Origin of the sequence: Dactylosporangium sp. NBC_01737, from assembly GCF_035963215.1 — a bacterium.
GTDB lineage: Bacteria > Actinomycetota > Actinomycetes > Mycobacteriales > Micromonosporaceae > Dactylosporangium.
Genome location: NZ_CP109153.1, coordinates 6,814,003 through 6,832,768, shown reverse-complemented (window position 1 = coordinate 6,832,768; position 18,766 = coordinate 6,814,003). Strand labels below are relative to the sequence as shown.

Below are 18,766 nucleotides of genomic sequence, written 5' to 3'. Positions count from 1 at the left end.
GGGTCAGTAGGTCCAGAGCTGGTTCGCGGCGCCGGTGCAGGTCCAGATCTGCAGGCGGGTGCCGTTGGCCGAGCTGGGCCCGGTCGCGTCGAGGCACTTGCCGGAGCCGGCGTTGACCAGGGTCGAGCCGGTGCGGGTCCAGCGCTGCGCGGCGGAGCCGTTGCAGTCGTACAGCTGGATCTTCGTGCCGTTGGCCGTGCCGGCGCCGGTGACGTCCATGCACTTGCCGAGCGCGCGCAGGGTGCCGTCCGACGCGCGGGTCCAGTTCTGCGCGCCCGTGCCGTTGCAGTCGTACAGCTGGACCGCGGCGCCGTTGGCGGTGCTGGCGCCGGCGACGTCGACGCACTTGCCGCCGTAACCGTGGATCGGGCCCGTGGTGCCGGCCGGCGGGGTGGTGGTGGGCGGTGCCGTGGTGCCGCCGACCCAGGCGGTGGCCGCGGCGGCGCCGACCGAGTCGATGGTGCTGTTGTTCTCCACCGGGCTCGGCACGCTGCTGGGGAAGACGATGAAGGTGACCGGGCCGGCGGTGCCGCCGCTCGCGGGGTTGGGGTCGATGCCGAGCGCGACCGCCAGGGCGTAGGAGCCCTCGCCGATGATGTTGCTGGGGCCCTCGTCGGCGAAGACCGCGTAGGCGACCCTGCCGTTGTAGACGACGGCCGCGACGCTGCCGGCGCGGATGCCGTTCGCCGAGTAGGTGAACCGGCTGCTGGGCAGCGGCACGACGTAGTACCGGGTCACGTCGGAGGTGAAGTACGCGCCGGTTGACGTGGTGAACGACGTCTGCGCCTGGTACCAGGGGTCGGTCGAGGCGTTGCAGCGCGCGGTGGAGATGCCGTCGCAGTCGATGTCCATGTCAGCGGTCCAGAAGTACGCGGTGCCGCTCTTGCAGATCGCGACGGTCTCGGCGCCGCCGTCGTCGGTGGCGTACCTGCCGTTGGAGACCTGGCTGCAGGTCTGGGTCTTGGCGAGCAGCTGGCTCGCGGTGGGTCCGGCGGCGAGCGCCTCGGACGAGGTGGTCAGCGCGTATGCGACGGTCGCGACCAGGGACAGTGCGACCGACGCGAGCGCCATGATGGGTCTGCGCATGGGGGCTCCAAACGTCGTCGGGCGGACGGACACCGGATAGGTAACCTTACTAACAGATGTCTGTCAATGCCTGCGCGGTCTTGCCATCGGGAAACCCCGGTGCTACGTTTCCGCTCGTCGAATCAGTTCGACGAGCGCGGCGCCGCACACGCGTGAGGGAGGATGAGGGCATGGCCGTGACCATCGCCGACGTCGCCAAGCACGCGGGCGTCTCCCGCAGCACGGTCTCCTACGTGCTCAGCGGCAACCGCTCGATCTCCGCCGAGACCATCGCCAGGGTCGAGGCGAGCATCGAGGCGCTGCAGTTCCGCCCGCACGCCGGCGCCAGGTCCATCCGCACCGGGCGCACGGGGGTCATCGCCATGGCCCTGCCGCTCGTGCACGGGCCGCACAACCAGGTCCAGATGCCCTATGTCTGGGCCGCCCTCACCGCCGCCCAGGAGGCCGGGCTCAAGCTGCTCATGCTGACCGACGACGACGGCGCCACCGCGATCCGTGACACCGTCGGGTCCGCGATGGTCGACGGCGTGATGGTGATGGAGGTGCAGCACAGGGACCCGCGCCCGAAGCTGCTGCGCTCGCTCAAGTGCCCCGCGGTCCTGGTCGGCACCCCGGCCAACCCGCACGGCCTGCCGTATGTCGACTTCGACTTCGTCGCCTGCGGCCGGACCTGCGCCGAGCACCTCCTCGGACGCGGGCACACCCACGTCGGCTTCCTCGGCCAGCCGCCGGAGACCTACCGGCGCGGCCTGGCCTACGCCGAGCACGCCCGCGACGGCGCCCTGGCCGCCCTGGCCGAGGAGGGCGCGACCGGCACCTGGGCCGCCTGCGAGCCCTCCAGCGGCGGGGTCGTCGACGCGCTCACCGACCTGGTGACCCGCGATCCGCAGCTCACCGGGCTGATCGTCTACAACGAGCGGGCGCTGCCCCTGGTCCTCGACCGCCTCGCGGGCCTGGGCCGCGGCGACGTCGACGTCGTGGCCATCGGCCCCGACGACGCCGCCGACCGGCTGGCCCGCCCGGTGACCTCGGTGTCCCTGCCGGTGGAGGAGCTGGCCCGCACGGCGGTGCAGCGGCTCGCCGGCGTGATCAACGGCGAGGCGCAGCCGTCGGTCACCATGCTCGCCCCCGTCCTCAAGGTCCGCTGAGCCCCGCTCCGCCGACTCGTCAGCGACTTCCGCAAATTGTCGAATCAGTTCGACAAACACGACACCCCAAGAGAGGCACCCATGAAGAGAGTCACCGCCGCCGCCCTGGCGCTGACCGCGTTGACGGCACTGACCGCACTGACCGCCTGCGGCGACGGCGCCGGCGGGGCGTCGAACGACGCGGGCACCCTCACCGAGATCGACTACTACGAGGCCGCGCCGCAGAACACGCAGCTGCCGAAGCTCCTCGACGCCTGCGGCACCGAGGTCGGCGTCACGATCGAGCACCAGCAGGTGCCGCGCGCCCAGTTCATGCCGAAGCTGCTGCAGCAGGCCTCGGCGCGCACACTGCCCGACCTGGCCCTGGTCGACAACCCTGACCTGCCGCAGCTCGCCGCCAGCGGCGGCCTGGTGCCGCTCAAGGAGCTCAGCACCGACGGGCTCTACCCGTCGATCGTCACCGCCGGGCAGTACAAGGGCGACACGTACGGCATCGCCCCGGGCGTCAACGGGCTCGCCCTCTACTACAACCAGGACCTGTTCGCCGCCGCCGGGCTCCAGCCGCCGAAGACCTGGGACGAGCTGACCGCCGCCGCGAAGGCACTCACCAAGGGCACCCGCTACGGCATCGCGTTCTCCGCCGTCGGCACCGAGGAGGGCAGCTTCCAGTTCGAGCCGTTCTTCTGGACCGCCGGCGCCCACCTGGAGCGGCTCGACTCGCCCGAGGCGGTCAAGGCCCTCACCCTGTGGAAGGACCTGGTGGAGGCCAAGGCCGCGTCCAGGTCCGTCGTCACGTGGACCCAGGCGGACGTCAACGACCAGTTCATGGCCGGCAACGCGGCGATGATGGTCAACGGCCCGTGGCAGCTGCCGACGCTCAACGCCAAGCAGGGCCTCAAGTTCGGCATCGTGCCGATCCCGGTCCCGTCGCCGTCGGCGAAGCCGGTCACCCCGCTCGGCGGCGAGATGTGGACCGTCGGGCGCAGCAACCCCGAGCGGGAGCGCAAGGCCCTCGCGGTCCTCAAGTGCCTGCTGGGCAAGGAGAAGAGCCTCGAATGGTCGACGGCCGCCGGGTACATCCCCAGCAACCAGGCCGCGGCCGCTCAGCTCGCGCAGAGCAACCCGCAGCTCGCCGCGTTCGTCGAGGAGGTCGCCACCGCCCAGGCCCGCACCGCCGACCTCGGCACCGGCTACCCGAAGACCAGTGAGGCGCTGTTCAACGCCATCCAGGCCTGCCTCGCCGGCGGCAGGTCGCCGCAGGAGGCGCTCAAGGCGGCCCAGGCATCCCTGCAATGAGGAAGCTGGCCTTCGCCGTCACCCTCACGACCCGCGACGAGGCCGCCCCGATCACCGTCGGCATCTACCGCTTCATCGGCGCGCACATCAGCGACTGGAACAGCGTCATGGCCACCGGCGTCATCGCCTCGCTGCCGGTGGCCGTGCTGCTCGTCGTCGCGCAACGGTACGTCGCGGCCGGCATCACCAGCGGCAGCGTCAAAGACTAGGAGAACCGTGTCCAAGCAACTGACCTGGCGGCAGGGTCACCACGTCCTCACCGTCGAGCCCTGGGGCGCCGACAGCGTCCGCGTCCGGGCCGGGCTGCACCGCATCCACGCGGACCTGCCCGGTGCGCTGCTGCCGCAGCCGGAGACACCGGCCACTGTGGACGGTGCGACGCTCGTCAACGGCCGGCTGCGCATCGAGCTGAGCGACGACGGGCTGCTCACCGCGCGGCGCACCGACACCGGCGAGGAGCTGCTGCGCGAGGAGCCGGCACACTTCTGGTGGCCGGGGGCGCGGCACTTCGAGGCGGCCGGCGGCGGCACGTACCGCATCGAGCAACGCTTCCGCGCGTACGACGGCGAACGCTTCCACGGCCTCGGCCAGCACGGCCACGGGCGCTTCGACCAGAAGGGCATGGTGGTCGAGCTGCGGCAGCGCAACGGCGAGGTGAGCATCCCGTTCGCCGTGTCCAGCCGCGGCTACGGCCTGCTGTGGAACAACCCGGCGGTGGGCCGGGTCGAGCTCGCGGTCAACGGCACCCGCTGGGTCGCCGACCGGGCCCGGCAGCTCGACTACTGGCTGACCGCCGGTGCACCCGCCGACGTCCTGCGCCGCTACGCCGACGTCACCGGCCACGCACCCGAGCTGCCGTCGTGGGCGTCGGGGCTGTGGCAGAGCAAGCTGCGGTACACCTCCCAGGCCGAGCTGCTCGACGTCGCCCGCGAATACGCCCGGCGGGACCTGCCGCTGTCCGTCATCGTCGTGGACTACCTGCACTGGCGGCACCTCGGCGACTGGGACTGGGACCCGGCCGCGTGGCCCGACCCACCGGCGATGGTCGCCGAACTCGAAGCGGCCGGCGTCGAGCTCGCCGTGTCCGTGTGGCCGTCGGTCAGCCCGCTGTCGGCGAACCACCCCGCGATGCTCGACGCCGGCCTGCTCACCGCGACCGACGGCGGTGCAGCGGTGCACGCCGACTGGCCCGACGGCCCGACCGGGGCGCCGATCGGGGTCTCGTTCTACGACGCCACCGACCCGCGGGCCCGCGACTTCGTCTGGGACCGCGTCCACGACAGCTACGGCCGGCTCGGGGTGCGCGCGTTCTGGCTCGACGCGTGCGAGCCGGAGATGCGCCCCGGGCACATGCACAACCTCAGCCTCGCCGCCGGGCCGGGCGCCGAGGTCGCCAACCTGTACCCGCGCGAGCACACCCGCGGCGCGTACGAGTACCTGCGCGGCCGGGGCGAGACCGAGATCCTGTCGCTGGTCCGCTCCGCGTGGGCGGGGTCCCAGCGCTACGGCGCGGCGCTGTGGTCCGGCGACATCCCCGCCACGTTCGACGCCCTCGCCGCGTCGGTGCGGGCCGGGCTCAACGTCGCGATGAGCGGCATCCCGTGGTGGACCACGGACGTCGGCGGCTTCCACGGCGGCGACCCGGCCGACCCCGCGTACCGGGAGCTGCTGGTGCGCTGGTTCCAGTTCGGCGTGTTCTGCCCGCTGCTGCGCCTGCACGGCCACCGCGAGCCGCGCACCAGCCGGGCCGGCGTCGGCGACGGCGGCGGCCCGAACGAGCTGTGGTCCTACGGCCCCGACGTCACCGCGTTCCTCGAACGCCTCCTGCGGCTGCGGGAGCGGCTCCGGCCGTACCTGCACGAGCAGCTGCGCACCGGCCTGCCGCTGATGCGCCCGCTGCTGCTGGAGTTCCCGCACGACCCGGCCGCGTGGGACGTCGACGACGCGTTCCTGTTCGGCCGGGACCTGCTCGTCGCGCCGGTCACCACCCCCGCCACCACGCACCGCGACGTGTACCTGCCGGCCGGCGCGACCTGGACGCACACCGACACCGGCACCACCTTCCCGGGCGGGCGGCACGTCACCGTCGCCGCGCCGCTCGCGCAGATTCCCGTGTTCCTACGGGACGACGCCCGTCTCCCCATCGCACAGGAGGAATGATGTCCCGCGCAGCTCCGCCAAGCCGCCTCATCGCCACCCTGCTCGGCGCCGCCACCCTCGCCGCCGCGGCGGTGGCCGCCGCAGCGGTCCCCGCCGAGGCCGCCGACAGCACCGTCACCGTCAACCTCGCCGCCCCCGGGAAGGTGCCGGCCCGCGCCGGCGCCGGTTTCCTCTACGGGCTCACCCAGAACGGCGCCGGCCCCGCCGACGGCCTCCTGCAACCGTTGCGCCCGACGCTGTTCCGCGGCGGCGGCGCCCGCATCGCCGGGCACGGCTGGCTCGGCGACGGCTACCGCGCCGGCACCGGCTACCGGGTCCGGGTCACGTCCGCGATCGACCAGGCCCGCCGGGTCACCGCCGCGCCCTACGACGCCACCTACCACCTGCTGGTCTCCGACGTCTGGGGCGCCGACACCGAACAGCCCGCCACCACCGTCTACCCCTGCGACAACGGCGACTGCGCCAACTGGCGCTCGTTCATCACCCAGCTGGTCACCGACGTCAAGGCGTCGGGTGTACGGGTCCGCTACGACATCTGGAACGAACCCGACGGGACCGGCTTCTGGCCGCGTGGCGTCAACAGCGCCCAGTACTTCCAGATGTGGAACACCGCCGTCGCCGAGATCCGCCGGCTGGACCCGGCGGCAGTGATCGTCGGCCCGTCCTACAGCGGCTACAATCACGGCTGGCTGGACACGTGGCTGGCCCGCACCAAGGCCGACGGCACCCTGCCGGGCGTGCTCAACTGGCACTTCGGCAACGACCCCCTCGCCGACTCGAACGACGCCAAGGCGATCATGGCCGCCCGCGGGGTCGGGCCGCTGCCGATGACCATCGACGAGTACCTGTTCTCGCAACAGCAGCAGCCGGGGTACCTCGCCTGGTACCTCGCGCGGCTCGCGCCGTCGGACGTGTCCGGGGCCGCGCACGCGATCTGGTCGGACTGCTGCACCGCGGGCACCCTCGACTCGGTGCTGTGGAACGGCCAGCCGACCGGGCAGTGGTGGGTGTACCGTGCGTACGCCCAGCTGACCGGCAACCTCGTGCCCACCTCGGGCGGCAACGGTGTCGCGGTGGTGGCGTCGGCCGACCAGGGCGCGGGCCGGGCGGTGGCGCTGCTGGGCAACCAGACCGGCCAGACCGGCACCACGTCGATCCTGTTCACCGGGGTACCGGCGTGGCTGCTGTCCGGCGGCCGGACCCGGGTCACCGTGCAGCGCATCCCCAACCAGTCGCCGCTGTCCGGGCCGGTCGTCGTCAGCAGCGCCGACCTCACCGTCACCGGCGGCTCGCTGACCGTGCCCGTGACGATGGTGTCGGGCACGGACGCGTACACGGTGACCCTCGGCAACCCGATCGACGGCGGCACCGGCGGCGGACCGTCCATCGTGGACGCGAACAGCGCCGACTTCACCTATGGCGCCAACTGGGGCGTCACGACCGGCGTCGCCGACATGTACGCCGGGACCGCGAACTGGAGCTTCACCGCCGGCTCCACCGCGCAGCTGCCGTTCACCGGCACCCGGGTCGCCCTGCACGCCGTCCGCGACGTCGACCAGCAGATCATCGCGGTCTCCGTCGACGGCGGTGCCGAGTCCCTGGTGGACAACTACGCCCCGACCCGCAACGCGTCGGGGGTGGTGTGGACCAGCCCGATCCTCACCGCCGGGGCGCACACGCTGCGGGTCAGGGTGACCGGCACAAAGCACGCCGCCAGCTCCGGCTGGAACGTCGCCATCGACAGTGCCGACGTCACCGCCTGATCGGCCCCCGCCGCGCGGAGCCGGCCGCGGCGCCTGGTCGCGTCACGCCGTGTCGGGCTGGTCCAGCCGGAGTCCTGGCAGCCCACCGGGGCCGCCGGGGTGAGAGCGGAACGTAGCGACTGAACGGTTTACAGCACCATGCATGCGCTCGAATACACCCACATGCCGCCGTAACGCGCGTATTGGGGAAGCTCCGAACCTATTGACCGCCTACGCTCGGCGCCATGACGTCACGGCACGCGGAGACCCTCGGCCTGTTGCACCGGCAGGCCGACCATCGGGACGTGGAGCGGGTGCTGCTGCGGGCAGGGTGGAGCTCGGGCGGCGCCGGCGACTGGGCGATCGCGTTGCGCTCGCCCGACGGCACGGCGGCGGCGCGGATCAGCCCGTTCGACCCGACCGGTCCGTATGCCGTGGCCCTGTACGCGCAGGCCGCGCACACCCGCCAGGTCCCCGCGCTGTTCGGGCACCGGCGGCTGACCGGCGGCGGCGACCTGCAGCTCCTGGAGTGGCTCGAACCCGTCGCCCAGGACGAGGCCGTCGCATTCCTCCAGGCGATCGCCGGGTGCGCCGCGGAGGTTGCCGAGCTCGCCGGCATCGTGCGCCGGGTCCACGAGCGGGCATGTCACGAACTGCCGTGGTGCGGACCGCTGGACAGCAATCCGGCCAACGTCATGCGCGCGGCGGACGGGCGGCTGGTCGTCATCGACCTGTTCTACGCCGACGGGCCGAACCTGTACGCGACCGCGGAAACGGATCCTGATCTGGTCGCCGCCCTGATCCCGGAGGCCGAACGGCGATTCATGACCGAGATCCCGATGACCGGCTCCGGGCCGTGGGACCCCACGGCCCGGGAGGCACTGCGCGCGGGGCTCGCGGCGGCCGACGCCCGGCGTTGATCGGTCGCGCGGGTTCGCGCCCGGCGGGTCAGGCGATGCGGCGGATGCGGCGCACGGCGAGCCAGACCAGCAGGGCGGCGAGGGCGACGAAGATGCCGGTCTCGATCCACTGGAAGGCCCAGAAGCGGTCGGCGGGCTGGATCAGCAGGGCGTTGTAGGCGCCGGGGCGCAGGCCGAAGTCGGTGACGGCGGCGCAGTTGTCCGGGGATGGGCAGCGCACCGTGCCGGAGGCGACGAAGGTGCCGTCGGCCTGGTGGACGCTCTTGGCCAGGACCCAGTCGCCGGCGAGGTCGTCGCGGTTGCCCGGCGCCTTGAAGATGGGTTCGGTGCTGGACACCGGAGACATGTAGTGCGGCCGGGCCAGGACGGTCACGACGAGGCGGACGGCGACGAAGCCGGCGAGGGTGGCGGTCATCGCGGGCAGCACCTTGGGCAGCACGGTGCCGGCGAAGAGGCCGAGCGCGACGGCGAAGAGGGTGTAGCCGACCGGGGCGATGCCCTGCATGTCGAAGAAGATCTGGGTGAACCGGTTCTGGCGGAAGTCGACCCGGCCGAGGGGTGCATACCACCAGGACATGCCCGCGCCGTACGCCACCGCGAGGACGACGACCGCGCCGCCGAGGAGGGCCGTCTTGGTCAGGGCCCAGTGCCGGCGGCTGATGCCCTGGGTCCAGATCATCCGGTGGGTGCCGTGCTCGACCTCGCGGGCGACGACGGGCGCGCCCCAGAACAGGCCGACGACGAGCGGGAGGGTGAGCATGAGGACGCTGACGAAGACCAGCGCACCGTAGGCGCTGCTGAACTCGTCGACCTTCGCGGCGCAGGCGGTGCCGCCGTCGCAGGTGGCCAGGCCGAGCCGGTCGTAGGCGCGGCGCATCGACAGGCCGGTCGGCACGACGAACGCGGCGAGGGCCGCGAACCCGAGCAGGGTGAACAATGCCTGCCTGCGGTGCTGCCGCCAGGTGAGCCAGATCATGCCGCCACTCCCCACGCCGCGTGGTTGGCCCGGGTGTCGCCGTCGGCGAGGTAGGCCAGGATGAGGTCCTCCAGGGTCAGTTCCCGCACCGTCCACGCCGGGTCCTGGACCGGTCCGTCGGTGCGCACGAGCAGCGTCGACTGCCGGTCGGTGTGCCGGGCCCGGACGATGCCGGCGACGCCGGCGATCGCGTCGCCGGAGTGCAGGGGGCCGACCAGCTGCCGGTGCTCGGCGACGATGTCGTCGACCACGCCGGCCAGCTGCACCCGGCCGCCCTGCAGCACGACGAGGAAGTCGCAGGAGCGCTCCAGGTCGGCGAGGATGTGCGAGGACAGCAGCACGGTGGTGCCCGACTCGGCGACGCTGCCCATCAGCGACTGCAGGAACTCGCGCCGGGCGAGCGGGTCGAGGCTCGCGACCGGCTCGTCGAGCAGGAGCAGGCGCGGGCGTTTCGCCAGGGCGAGGGCGAGGGCGACCTGGGCGCGCTGGCCGCCGGAGAGCTTCCCGACCGGGGTACGGGGCGGGATGCCGAGCTGGGCCAACCGGGTGCGGGCCAGCGCCGCGTCCCAGCGTCGGTTGACCTTGCCGCCCATCGTGACGAGGTCGTCGGCGGTGAAGTCCCGGTAGATCGGGGTGTCCTGGGCGACGAAGCCGATGTCCGCGAGGGTGCCGGTGTTCTCATACGGCCCGGCGCCGAGGACCCGCACCGCGCCTGCGTCGGGTCGCAGCAGCCCGACCGCCAGGTGCAGCAGCGTGCTCTTGCCCGCGCCGTTGGGGCCGACCAGCGCGGCGACCCGTCCGGCCGGCAGCCGCAGCGTGCAGTCGCGCAGGGCCCAGCGCCCCCCATACCGCTTGCCGAGGCCCTCGGCCTCCAGCACGTGCTCCATCGCGTGTCCTTTCATACCGATGCCTGCCGGGCGGCGCGCATCGTGGTCTCGACGAGGGCGGTGACGTCCTCGTCGCTCAGCCCGGCCGCCTGGGCCCGGTGCAGCCAGCCGAGGAACTCCTCGCGCAACGCCGCCTGACCGGCGAGGGAGTCCCCGGCGAGGGTGCGGCGCACGAACGTGCCGACGCCCGGCCGCCCTTCGGCGAGCCCTTCCAGCTCCAGCTCGCGGTAGGCCTTCAGGACCGTGTTGGGGTTGATCGCAAGGGACTGGGCGACGTCGCGCACCTTGGGCAGCTGGTCCCCCGGTGCCAGGAGGCCGACCCGCAGCGCCTGTTTCACCTGCTGGACGAGCTGCATGTAGGTGTTGACCTTCGACCGGCCGTCCAGCACGAACTCGATCACCCGCGGCGATCCCTCCTGTTGTACTACGACAATAAGACTATAGGACTGAACGGGCCGCCGGTGTCAAGCCACCGGCCGTTTCGGCAGTCGGCGATCGGGTAGCGAGCGGCGCCAGGGATCGCGATGCGCTTCGGGGGTTTGCCGTGACGACGTTGAAGCCGGGCGCGGCGGTGGATCGCCGGCGCCAGGTCCGGCCGATGGTCAAAGGGTCCGCGCTGGGCCGGCTGATGCGCACCACGGACGCGAAGCAGATCGGCATCATGTACCTGGTCACGTCGTTCGTGTTCTTCGTCGCCGGGGGCATGATGGCGCTGCTGATGCGCGCCGAGCTGGCCCGGCCGGGGATGCAGTTCCTGTCGACCGAGCAGTACAACCAGCTGTTCACCATCCACGGCACCGTCATGCTGCTGCTCTTCGCGACGCCGGTGCTGTTCGCCTTCGCCAACTACATCGTGCCGCTGCAGATCGGCGCGCCGGACGTCGCGTTCCCCCGGCTGAACGCGCTCGCCTACTGGTTCTACCTGCTCGGCGGCAGCATCGTGATCGCCGGGTTCATGACCCCGAACGGCGCGGCCGACTTCGGCTGGTTCGCCTACGCCCCGCTCAACAGCATCACCGACTCCCCCGGGGTCGGCGCCGACCTGTGGATCGTCGGGCTGGTGCTGTCCGGCCTCGGCACGATCCTCGGCGCGGTCAACATGATCACCACGATCCTCACCCTGCGGGCGCCGGGCATGACGATGTTCCGGATGCCCATCTTCACCTGGAACATCCTCATCACCGGCGTGATGGTCATCCTGGTCTTCCCGCTGCTGGCCGCGGCCCTGCTGACGCTGCTGGCCGACCGGATGCTCGGTGCGCACGTGTACGACCCCGGCACCGGCGGGCCGTTGCTGTGGCAGCACCTGTTCTGGTTCTTCGGCCACCCCGAGGTGTACATCGTGGCGCTGCCGTTCTTCGGCATCATCACCGAGGTCATCCCGGTCTTCAGCCGCAAGCCCGTCTTCGGGTACAAGGGCATGGTCGGCGCCACCATCGCGATCGGCGCGCTGTCGATGAGCGTGTGGGCGCATCACATGTTCGGCACGGGCCAGGTGCTGCTGCCGTTCTTCAGCTTCCTCAGCTACCTGATCGCCATCCCGACCGGGATGAAGTTCTTCAACTGGACCGGCACGATGTGGCGCGGGCAGCTGACGTTCGAGACGCCGATGCTGTTCGCCATCGGGTTCCTCGTCACCTTCCTGCTCGGCGGGCTGTCGGGGGTGTTGCTGGCCTCGCCGCCGCTCGACTTCCACGTCACCGACACGTACTTCGTCGTGGCGCACTTCCACTACGTGCTGTTCGGCACGATCGTGTTCGCGGTCTACTCCGGCGTCTACTTCTGGTTCCCGAAGATGACCGGGCGGATGCTCGACGAGCGGCTCGGGAGGGTGCACTTCTGGCTGACGTTCGTCGGGTTCCACCTCACCTTCCTCGTCCAGCACTGGCTGGGCACGCAGGGCATGCCGCGCCGGTACGCCGACTACCTGCCCAGTGACGGGTTCACCCTGCTCAACACGGTCTCGACGATCGGCTCGTTCGTCCTCGGCGCCGCCACGCTGCCGTTCCTGTACAACGTGTGGATCTCCTACAAGGCCGGCCGGGTCGTCGAGGTCGACGACCCCTGGGGCCACGGCAACGCCCTGGAGTGGGCGACGAGCTGCCCGCCGCCGCTGCGCAACTTCGACCGGATCCCCCGCATCCGCTCCGAACGGCCGGCGTTCGACGCGAAGTTCCCGGAACTGGCCGCCGGTGGCCAGTCGGAGGCCGGGCCGCCGGAGGGCGGCGCCAAACCGCTCACCAGCGAATCCGACGACGGATCGAGTTACCTGGACCACCGAGGCCCAGATCAGATCGACCCGCGCAGAGCAAGGAAGGGCCGCCGGCAGTCCCCGGAAGGTCCGTAAGGCGCCACGCCCGGTCCGGGCACCGGTGGCAGCGTCACGCCCCGGTGCGGATCCGGCGGGTCAGCGGGAGGTGGTGGAAGTCGATCGGCCGGTCCGCCGACCAGGGGGCGGGCGGCGCGGTCGTCAGCGACGCGAACTGCAGCAGCACCCGCTCGTAGCAGACCCGCCACCCGGCGAAGTCCCGCCATGCCTGGTCGCGGTCGTCCTTGAGCTTCGCCCCCGCCGCGACCAGCCGCCGGCACGCCTCGTCGAACTCCTCGCGGGTGACCGCGATCGGGTCACCCGGCCGCGGGTCGGGGTCATAGGGCATGTGGAAGTAGTCGCCGACGCGCCGCAGCGCCTGCGAGCCGGCCCGCACGCACAGCCCCGCGTGCGAGGGCTGCGGGTCCTCGGAGGCGAACGTCGAGGACACCAGCGACGCGGAGTCCAGCACGGCGCCGGCGGCGGTCACCCAGTGCCGGTCCGGCGACGGAGAGCGGAAGAACACCAGCAACGGGTTGGACGAGTGCGTCTCCTCGATCTCGTTGAACCAGCGGGTCCACTCGTGCCAGTACGCGTCCAGCAGGGTCAGGCCCTTGACCTGCAGCAGCCGCTCCAGCAGCTCGGTCGCCGACGGCGGGGTGCCGGCCTCGCACTCCAGCGCCGTGACCAGGACCTCGCGCCGGGAGTAGCTGGCGTACAGCGACGGCAGGAAGCTGATCAGCAGCGCCAGCAGTCCCAGGCCGAGCGTGGCCTCGATGAGTTGCAGCGCGCCGGTGACGACGCCACCCGGCTGGTGGAAACCCAGCGTCAGCAGCGACGAGCCGCTGTCCAGCAGCGCGTTCTGCCACGGGCGCACGCCGATGGCCCAGTACAGGGCGGCGAACCCGGCCAGGATGACCGACAGCCACACCAGCGGCAGCGCCAGCAGCGTGGCCGGGGCGAACAGCGACAGCACCCAGTCGGCGTCCGGGTAGGTGCGGGCCCAGCGCAGGCGCAGGTCGAACAGCACCCGGATCGCGGCCGTGACCCAGCGGGTCAGCAGGACCCCGGTGGCGCGGGGCACGACCAGCGTGTGTGCCGCGGAGGCAACGGTCAGCGCGATCGCCACCGACGCGAGCACGCCGACCAGCACGGGAAACACGTCGCGGAGCATGGCATCGCCTGCCAACGGTTGCGGGGGCCGGAACCGCCCAAACCTACCCCGCGGGCGTCACGGTCAGCCGCGCGCGACGGCCGGGGACGGGTCGTCGCTCGCCTGGTCGACCTGGGGGCGGGACTGCCACAGCGCCCAGTCGGAGCTGATCGCGCCGGCGGCGCGTTGCAGGTGTGGCAGGTGCCGGTCCAGGAGGGTCTTGGTGCTGGTCTCCGCCGAGTTGACGGTGACGTTCATGGCGGCGCGGACCTCGCCGCGGCCGTCGCGGATCGGCACGGCGACGGACCTGATGCCCGGGGCGAGCTCGTTGTCGGCGAGGGCCCAGCCGCGGGCGTTGACCTCGCGCAGCATCGTGTCGATCGCGGCCCGGCCGTGCTGCACCCACGGCTGGATACCCGAGCGGCTGGGCAGCGCCAGCACGGCGTCGAGCCGGTCCGGTGGCAGGGCCGCGAGCAGCACCTTGCCCTGGGAGGTGACGGCCGCCGGGAACCGGGTGCCGATCTGCACCCGCAGCGCGATGATCTTCGGCACGGCGACGCGGGCCAGGTAGACCACGTCGGAGCCGTCCAGCTGCGTGATGGACGACGACTCGCCGGTCGCCGCGACAAGCTGCTCCATGTGCGGGCGGGCCATGTCCCACAGCGACAGGGCGCCGACGTACGCCATGCCCAGCTCCAGCACGCGGGGGGTGAGCTCGTGACCGCCGGCCGCGGTCCGCACGTAGCCCAGCTCCTCCAGGGTCAGCAGGATCCGGCGGGCGGTGGGCCGGGCCAGGCCGGTCGCCGCGGCGACCTCGGCGAGGGTCATGCGCGGGCGGTCGGCGTGAAACGCCCGGATCACGTCCAGCCCGCGCGCCAGGGCCTCGATGAAGTCCGGTCCTTCTCCGCGCTGTGCCATCGCCGCCTCAACTGTCGTGGTCCGCTATGCGCCGAGCCTAGTCGGGACGATCACTGTGCGCCGCAGTGCTCGGCCGTCCGCCTGCGCCGCCCAGGCGGCGCCGATGTCGTCGAGGGGCACCGGGTCGTGGTCGACGACGAGCCGGCCGGCGATGGCGTGCTCGGCGAGGTACCGCATCGTGGCGCCCTTCTCCGCGGCGCTCAGCTCGTTGTTGGTGTAGCCCAGGACGCGCAGTGACCCGCTGCGCAGGGTCGCGGAGTCCAGCGGTGCGACCTCGCCCGCCGCGCTGCCGAGGTTCACCAGCCGGCCGCCGGGGCGCAGGGTCCGCAGGGCGGCCGCGGCCGGGATCCCGAACAGCGGGTCGAGCACCAGGTCGACGGGCCCGTCGGTGGCGTCCTGCAGCCGCCTGGCGAGCGTCGGCACGTCGTCGGTGTCCAGCAGCGGCACGACGGCGTCGGCGCCGAGCCGGTGCGCCCGCTCCCGCGCGGCGTCGGACCGGCAGGCGGCGACGACCCGTCGCGCGCCGGCCAGCCGGGCGAGCTGGATCGCCGCCTGCCCGACGATGCCCCCGCCGCCCAGGATGATCACCTGTTCGCCGGGGCGCAGCTCGCCGCGCCAGGTCAGGGCCCGCCAGGCCGCGACCGCGGACAGCCCGAGGGCGGCGACGAGGCGGTGGTCGGCGCCGTCGGGCAGGGCGACCACGGTGGATGCCGGGACACTCACCCGCTCGGCCATGCTGCCGTCGCCGGCGCGCATGCCGGCGTCGGTCGGGAACCACACCGCCGTGCCGTCGTCGAGGGTGCCGACGCCCTGCACGCCGGGGACGTACGGCACGGCGGGCGCGCCGAAGTAGGACGTGCCGGTGGCGCACAGCACGTCGAGGGGGGTGATCGGCGCGGCGGTCACCGTGACCGTCACCGTCCCCTCGCCGGGCGCCGGTTCCGGCCGTTCGACGACGACCGGCGGCTGCCCGCACTGGATGATCGTGGCGGCGCGCATCAGGTGGCGATGTCGGGGTACGGCAGCTCGAAGTGGGCCAGGCGGGCGCCGTACTGCTTCTGGTAGAACAACGGCTCGTCGTGGTCGCGTTCGAACATGGCGATGAACAGTGTCAGCGTGAGGAACGGGTGCGCGCCGAGCGCGAACAGCGCGACGTGGTCGTGGCCGGCGAGCGCGGCCCGCTCCTCGTCGGTGAAGCGCTGCCAGGTGCTCGCCTCGCCGGTGTGGCAGTTGAGCAGCGCATTGGCCAGGGTGGCCTCCCACCAGTCGACGGTCCCGGCGGGATCCTCGCGGTAGCGCTCGACCAGCTCGGCGTCTCTGTCCACTGTGTACAGGAACTTGTCCAGCAGGTACCGGCTCATGCGGTCGCTCCCTGTGGGTACCAGGTGAAGTAGGCCTCCATCGTGTGGAACAGGTCGTAGGTGTCGACGTAGTCGGCCTTCACGCCGTCGCCCGCGACGCCCATCATGAGCATGAAGTCCATGAACCCGTGCGTGGCGTTGCCGGGCGCGTGCAGGCTGTCCAGGGTCACCTCGGACAGGCAGCCCTCCAGGTCGCCGTCGGCGATCCACTGCACCGCCCGGCGGTCGAACTCGGGGTCGGGGCCGTGCGGGCCGAACTGGCGCGGCCCGCCGAGCTCCAGCGACAGGTGCCCGGTGCCGATGACGGCGACGCGCAGGTCGCTCGGCCACGACTCGACGAGCTCCCGGATGGTGCGGCCCAGCTGCACGAAGCGCTTCGGCTGCGGCAGCGGCGGGGCGAAGATGTTGGTGTAGATCGGCACGATCGGCAGGTCCGCCTCGGGCCGCAGCGTGATGATCGGGCAGGTGATGCTGTGGTCGATCCGCAGCTCGTTGCTGAACGCCAGGTCGAAACCGGCGTCGAGGCCCTCGCGCAGCACGTGCGCCGACAGGTCCTCCTGGCCGCGCAGCGTCATCCGTGGCAGGCCGAACTCACGTTCCTCGTTGTACCAGTTGGCGTCGTAGAACGGCGCCTTGCCGACCAGGAACTGCGGCATGTTGTCCAGCCACAGCTGGTGGAAGTGGTCGGAGCCGACCATGACGAGCACGTCGGGGCGGGCGCGGGTGAGCGTCTCGCGGAACGCGGTGACCTTGCGGACCCATTCGTCGGCGAACGGTGGGCGCTCCGCGCCGGTCGCCGTGCTGGCCTTGTAGTAGAACGGGTGGTGCGTCGAGGCGATGACCGCGACTACCTGGGCCATGCGCGCAGTCCTTTCAGTCCGTAGGGGTGACGTAGCGGGCGTTACGGTCCACGGTGCGGTAGATCTCCAGGCCGAGGCCGGTGCGGCGCTCCTCGGCGAGGTGTCCGAGCAGCCCGGCGGCGCGGGCCAGCAGCGCGAAGCCGCGCAGCATCTCCACCGGCAGGCCGAGGTCGGCCAGGGCCGCGCCGCAGACCCCGGCGCCGTTGAGCGGCAGGGTGCGGCCGAGGATCGCGGGGTGGACCCGGCCGATCGCCTCGAACAGGCGCAGGTGCGGCCCGCGCAGCCCTTCTTCCTCGGCGATGCGGATCAGCACGGGTGTGCGCGGGTCCTGGACCTTGTGCACGGGGTGGCCGAGGCCCGGCACGAGCTTGCCGGCGGCGCGGCGGGCGGTGACCGCGTCGGCGGCCAGCGCGTCCCAGTCCTCCGGATCGCCTTCGACGGAGGCCAGGGTCTCGTGCAGGAACACGGCGCAGTCCTCGGTGACGCCGAGGAAGCGGGAGCCGCCGCCGAGCAGCCCGGCGGCGAGGGCGCCCTGCAGCGCCTCGGGTGCGCTGGCGTAGGTGAGCCGGGCCGCGATCGCGGTGGGCGTGAACCCGTGGTCGGCCAGGGCCACCAGGACCGTCTCGAACACCCGTGTCTCGCCTGCGGTGGGGCGGCGGCCGGCGACGAGCCAGAAGGCGAGCTCGCCGAAGCCGACCTTGCCCATCAGGTCGGCGGCCAGGTCCTGGCCGAGCAGCGTGATGCGGTCGGCGTCGGACGTGCCGATGGAGGTGGGGAAGCTCAGCTCTTCAGCCATTGCCGGATCTCCTCGCCGTGCTCGTCCAGGCCGGGCGGCGGCAGCTCGTATCGCGGCGGGGTCGCCGAGAGCGTGATCGGGTTGCGGATGCCGGGCACCGCGCCGGCCTGCACGACCGGTTCGAGGCCGAGCGACGTGGCGAGGGCGACGCCGCCGTCGACGGTGTTGATCGGCGCGCACGGCACGCCGGCGGCGAGCAGCTCGTCGAACCACTCCTGTTTGCCCTTGGCCCGCAGCCGCTCCACCAGCAGCGGGCGCAGCGCCTCCCGGTGCGCGGTGCGGTCCTGGTTGCGCTGGAAGCGGGGGTCGTCGAGCAGTTCCTCGCAGCCGAGCACGGCGCACAGCTTGCGGAACTGCCCGTCGTTGCCGGCGATGACGATGAGGTCGCCGTCGGCGGTGGGCAGCGGCTCGTACGGGAACAGGCTCGGGTGCGCGTTGCCCATGCGGAACGGCACGGTGCCGCCGGCCACGTAGCCGCTGCTGTGGTTGACCAGGCCGGACAGCGCGGAGGACAGCAGGTTGACCTCGACGTGCTGGCCGGCGCCGGTGGCGGTGCGGTGGTGCAGCGCGGCGAGGATGCCGATGCTCGCGTGCATGCCGGCCATGACGTCGAAGACCGAGATCCCGGCCCGGAACGGCGGGCCGTCCGGGTCGCCGGTGAGGCTCATCAGCCCGGAGATCGCCTGGACCATCAGGTCGTAGCCCGGCAGGGCCGCCCCGGCGCCGGCGCCGAAGCCGCTGATCGAGGCGTAGACGACGCCCGGGTTGGCGGCCGAGACGGCGTCGTAGTCCAGGCCGAAGCGGCGCAGGCCGCCGGGCTTGAAGTTCTCGATCATGACGTCGGCGCGGGCGGCCAGGGCCTGTGCCGCCTCCAGGTCGTCGTCCGCGCGCAGGTCGAGCGCGATCGAGCGCTTGTTGCGGTTGATGCCGAGGTAGTAGGTGGACACGCCGTCGCGGGTCGGCGGCATCCAGGTGCGGGTGTCGTCGCCGCCCGGCCCCTCGACCTTGATCACGTCGGCGCCGAGGTCGGCGAGCAGCATCGTGGCGTAGGGCCCGGCGAGGATCCTGGAGAAGTCGGCCACCAGCAGCCCGCTGAGCGGACCCCGTGGCCGGTCCGGTGCCTCCAACAGCTCCCCCTTGCGCGTGTCCGTGCAG

General features: G+C 72.4%; 18 protein-coding genes. 7 read left to right on the top strand and 11 right to left on the bottom strand.

The window, feature by feature from the left end:
• Window positions 1–3: 3 nt before the first annotated feature.
• Window positions 4–1,086 carry a ricin-type beta-trefoil lectin domain protein gene (locus OHA72_RS30955; RefSeq protein ID WP_327011314.1) on the bottom strand — a complete coding sequence of 361 codons (1,083 nt, stop codon included), beginning with the start codon at window positions 1,084–1,086 and terminating at the stop codon, window positions 4–6.
• A gap of 170 nt (window positions 1,087–1,256) precedes the next feature.
• Between OHA72_RS30955 and OHA72_RS30950 the strand changes: the two genes are divergently transcribed.
• The 6 genes from OHA72_RS30950 (at window position 1,257) to OHA72_RS30925 (ending at window position 8,352) form a co-directional block, all read left to right on the top strand.
• Complete coding sequence (locus OHA72_RS30950; RefSeq protein WP_327011313.1) at window positions 1,257–2,234, top strand: LacI family DNA-binding transcriptional regulator; 978 nt, start codon at window positions 1,257–1,259, stop codon at window positions 2,232–2,234.
• 81 nt (window positions 2,235–2,315) lie between these two features.
• Window positions 2,316–3,530, top strand: coding sequence for an ABC transporter substrate-binding protein (locus OHA72_RS30945; RefSeq protein WP_327011312.1), 1,215 nt, complete (start codon window positions 2,316–2,318; stop codon window positions 3,528–3,530).
• Entirely contained in the window at window positions 3,527–3,739 is a 213-nt protein-coding gene (locus OHA72_RS30940; RefSeq protein ID WP_327011311.1) for an ABC transporter permease family protein, read from the top strand. Before OHA72_RS30945 ends, OHA72_RS30940 begins: the two co-directional genes overlap by 4 nt.
• Before the next feature lie 7 nt (window positions 3,740–3,746).
• Window positions 3,747–5,690, top strand: coding sequence for a glycoside hydrolase family 31 protein (locus OHA72_RS30935; protein ID WP_327011310.1), 1,944 nt, complete (start codon window positions 3,747–3,749; stop codon window positions 5,688–5,690).
• Window positions 5,690–7,453 (top strand): hypothetical protein, encoded by a 1,764-nt coding sequence (locus tag OHA72_RS30930; protein ID WP_327011309.1) that lies wholly within the window; start codon window positions 5,690–5,692, stop codon window positions 7,451–7,453. Before OHA72_RS30935 ends, OHA72_RS30930 begins: the two co-directional genes overlap by 1 nt.
• A 224-nt stretch (window positions 7,454–7,677) precedes the next feature.
• On the top strand, window positions 7,678–8,352 hold the full coding sequence (locus OHA72_RS30925) for a hypothetical protein (RefSeq protein WP_327011308.1): 675 nt from the start codon (window positions 7,678–7,680) through the stop codon (window positions 8,350–8,352).
• 28 nt (window positions 8,353–8,380) lie between these two features.
• On the opposite strand, the gene OHA72_RS30920 is transcribed toward OHA72_RS30925, so the two are convergent.
• The 3 genes from OHA72_RS30920 to OHA72_RS30910 are packed head-to-tail and all read right to left on the bottom strand — an operon-like array spanning window position 8,381 to window position 10,616.
• Complete coding sequence (locus tag OHA72_RS30920; protein WP_327011307.1) at window positions 8,381–9,328, bottom strand: ABC-2 membrane transporter-related protein; 948 nt, start codon at window positions 9,326–9,328, stop codon at window positions 8,381–8,383.
• Entirely contained in the window at window positions 9,325–10,215 is an 891-nt protein-coding gene (locus tag OHA72_RS30915) for an ABC transporter ATP-binding protein (RefSeq protein WP_327011306.1), read from the bottom strand. The genes OHA72_RS30920 and OHA72_RS30915 overlap by 4 nt, the downstream gene beginning before the upstream one ends.
• A gap of 11 nt (window positions 10,216–10,226) precedes the next feature.
• Window positions 10,227–10,616 carry a GntR family transcriptional regulator gene (locus tag OHA72_RS30910; RefSeq protein ID WP_327011305.1) on the bottom strand — a complete coding sequence of 130 codons (390 nt, stop codon included), beginning with the start codon at window positions 10,614–10,616 and terminating at the stop codon, window positions 10,227–10,229.
• A gap of 197 nt (window positions 10,617–10,813) precedes the next feature.
• On the opposite strand from OHA72_RS30910, the gene ctaD reads away from it, so the two are divergent.
• Window positions 10,814–12,562 carry an aa3-type cytochrome oxidase subunit I gene (gene ctaD, locus OHA72_RS30905; protein ID WP_327011304.1) on the top strand — a complete coding sequence of 583 codons (1,749 nt, stop codon included), beginning with the start codon at window positions 10,814–10,816 and terminating at the stop codon, window positions 12,560–12,562.
• A 34-nt stretch (window positions 12,563–12,596) separates the two neighbouring features.
• Here the strand turns inward: ctaD and OHA72_RS30900 are convergent, their stop codons facing one another.
• From OHA72_RS30900 to OHA72_RS30870, 7 genes are all read right to left on the bottom strand, one after another.
• The gene (locus OHA72_RS30900) at window positions 12,597–13,685 is read right to left on the bottom strand and encodes a hypothetical protein (RefSeq protein WP_327011303.1); all 1,089 of its coding nucleotides are present in this window, start codon (window positions 13,683–13,685) and stop codon (window positions 12,597–12,599) included.
• Window positions 13,686–13,760: 75 nt separating this feature from the next.
• Window positions 13,761–14,594, bottom strand: a complete 834-nt coding sequence (locus tag OHA72_RS30895; protein WP_327011302.1) for an IclR family transcriptional regulator domain-containing protein — start codon at window positions 14,592–14,594, stop codon at window positions 13,761–13,763.
• Window positions 14,595–14,618: 24 nt separating this feature from the next.
• On the bottom strand, window positions 14,619–15,593 hold the full coding sequence (locus OHA72_RS30890; RefSeq protein ID WP_327011301.1) for a quinone oxidoreductase family protein: 975 nt from the start codon (window positions 15,591–15,593) through the stop codon (window positions 14,619–14,621).
• On the bottom strand, window positions 15,593–15,955 hold the full coding sequence (locus OHA72_RS30885; protein ID WP_327011300.1) for a hypothetical protein: 363 nt from the start codon (window positions 15,953–15,955) through the stop codon (window positions 15,593–15,595). The genes OHA72_RS30890 and OHA72_RS30885 overlap by 1 nt, the downstream gene beginning before the upstream one ends.
• Window positions 15,952–16,815 (bottom strand): DODA-type extradiol aromatic ring-opening family dioxygenase, encoded by an 864-nt coding sequence (locus OHA72_RS30880; protein WP_327011299.1) that lies wholly within the window; start codon window positions 16,813–16,815, stop codon window positions 15,952–15,954. Before OHA72_RS30880 ends, OHA72_RS30885 begins: the two co-directional genes overlap by 4 nt.
• Window positions 16,816–16,828: 13 nt before the next feature.
• The gene (locus tag OHA72_RS30875) at window positions 16,829–17,611 is read right to left on the bottom strand and encodes a citryl-CoA lyase (protein WP_327011298.1); all 783 of its coding nucleotides are present in this window, start codon (window positions 17,609–17,611) and stop codon (window positions 16,829–16,831) included.
• The gene (locus OHA72_RS30870; RefSeq protein ID WP_327011297.1) at window positions 17,596–18,738 is read right to left on the bottom strand and encodes a CaiB/BaiF CoA transferase family protein; all 1,143 of its coding nucleotides are present in this window, start codon (window positions 18,736–18,738) and stop codon (window positions 17,596–17,598) included. Before OHA72_RS30870 ends, OHA72_RS30875 begins: the two co-directional genes overlap by 16 nt.
• Between the last annotated feature and the right edge of the window lie 28 nt (window positions 18,739–18,766).

Excerpts from the sequence above, each read along its gene's own strand:
- OHA72_RS30880 (WP_327011299.1), bottom strand. The coding sequence starts at position 16,815 with ATGGCCCAGGTAGTCGCGGTCATCGCCTCGACGCACCACCCGTTCTAC.
- OHA72_RS30915 (WP_327011306.1), bottom strand. The coding sequence starts at position 10,215 with ATGGAGCACGTGCTGGAGGCCGAGGGCCTCGGCAAGCGGTATGGGGGG.
- OHA72_RS30885 (WP_327011300.1), bottom strand. The coding sequence starts at position 15,955 with ATGAGCCGGTACCTGCTGGACAAGTTCCTGTACACAGTGGACAGAGAC.
- OHA72_RS30890 (WP_327011301.1), bottom strand. The coding sequence starts at position 15,593 with ATGCGCGCCGCCACGATCATCCAGTGCGGGCAGCCGCCGGTCGTCGTC.
- OHA72_RS30945 (WP_327011312.1), top strand. The coding sequence starts at position 2,316 with ATGAAGAGAGTCACCGCCGCCGCCCTGGCGCTGACCGCGTTGACGGCA.
- OHA72_RS30920 (WP_327011307.1), bottom strand. The coding sequence starts at position 9,328 with ATGATCTGGCTCACCTGGCGGCAGCACCGCAGGCAGGCATTGTTCACC.
- OHA72_RS30955 (WP_327011314.1), bottom strand. The coding sequence starts at position 1,086 with ATGCGCAGACCCATCATGGCGCTCGCGTCGGTCGCACTGTCCCTGGTC.
- OHA72_RS30950 (WP_327011313.1), top strand. The coding sequence starts at position 1,257 with ATGGCCGTGACCATCGCCGACGTCGCCAAGCACGCGGGCGTCTCCCGC.
- OHA72_RS30895 (WP_327011302.1), bottom strand. The coding sequence starts at position 14,594 with ATGGCACAGCGCGGAGAAGGACCGGACTTCATCGAGGCCCTGGCGCGC.
- OHA72_RS30925 (WP_327011308.1), top strand. The coding sequence starts at position 7,678 with ATGACGTCACGGCACGCGGAGACCCTCGGCCTGTTGCACCGGCAGGCC.
- OHA72_RS30940 (WP_327011311.1), top strand. The coding sequence starts at position 3,527 with ATGAGGAAGCTGGCCTTCGCCGTCACCCTCACGACCCGCGACGAGGCC.
- ctaD (WP_327011304.1), top strand. The coding sequence starts at position 10,814 with ATGGTCAAAGGGTCCGCGCTGGGCCGGCTGATGCGCACCACGGACGCG.
- OHA72_RS30930 (WP_327011309.1), top strand. The coding sequence starts at position 5,690 with ATGTCCCGCGCAGCTCCGCCAAGCCGCCTCATCGCCACCCTGCTCGGC.
- OHA72_RS30875 (WP_327011298.1), bottom strand. The coding sequence starts at position 17,611 with ATGGCTGAAGAGCTGAGCTTCCCCACCTCCATCGGCACGTCCGACGCC.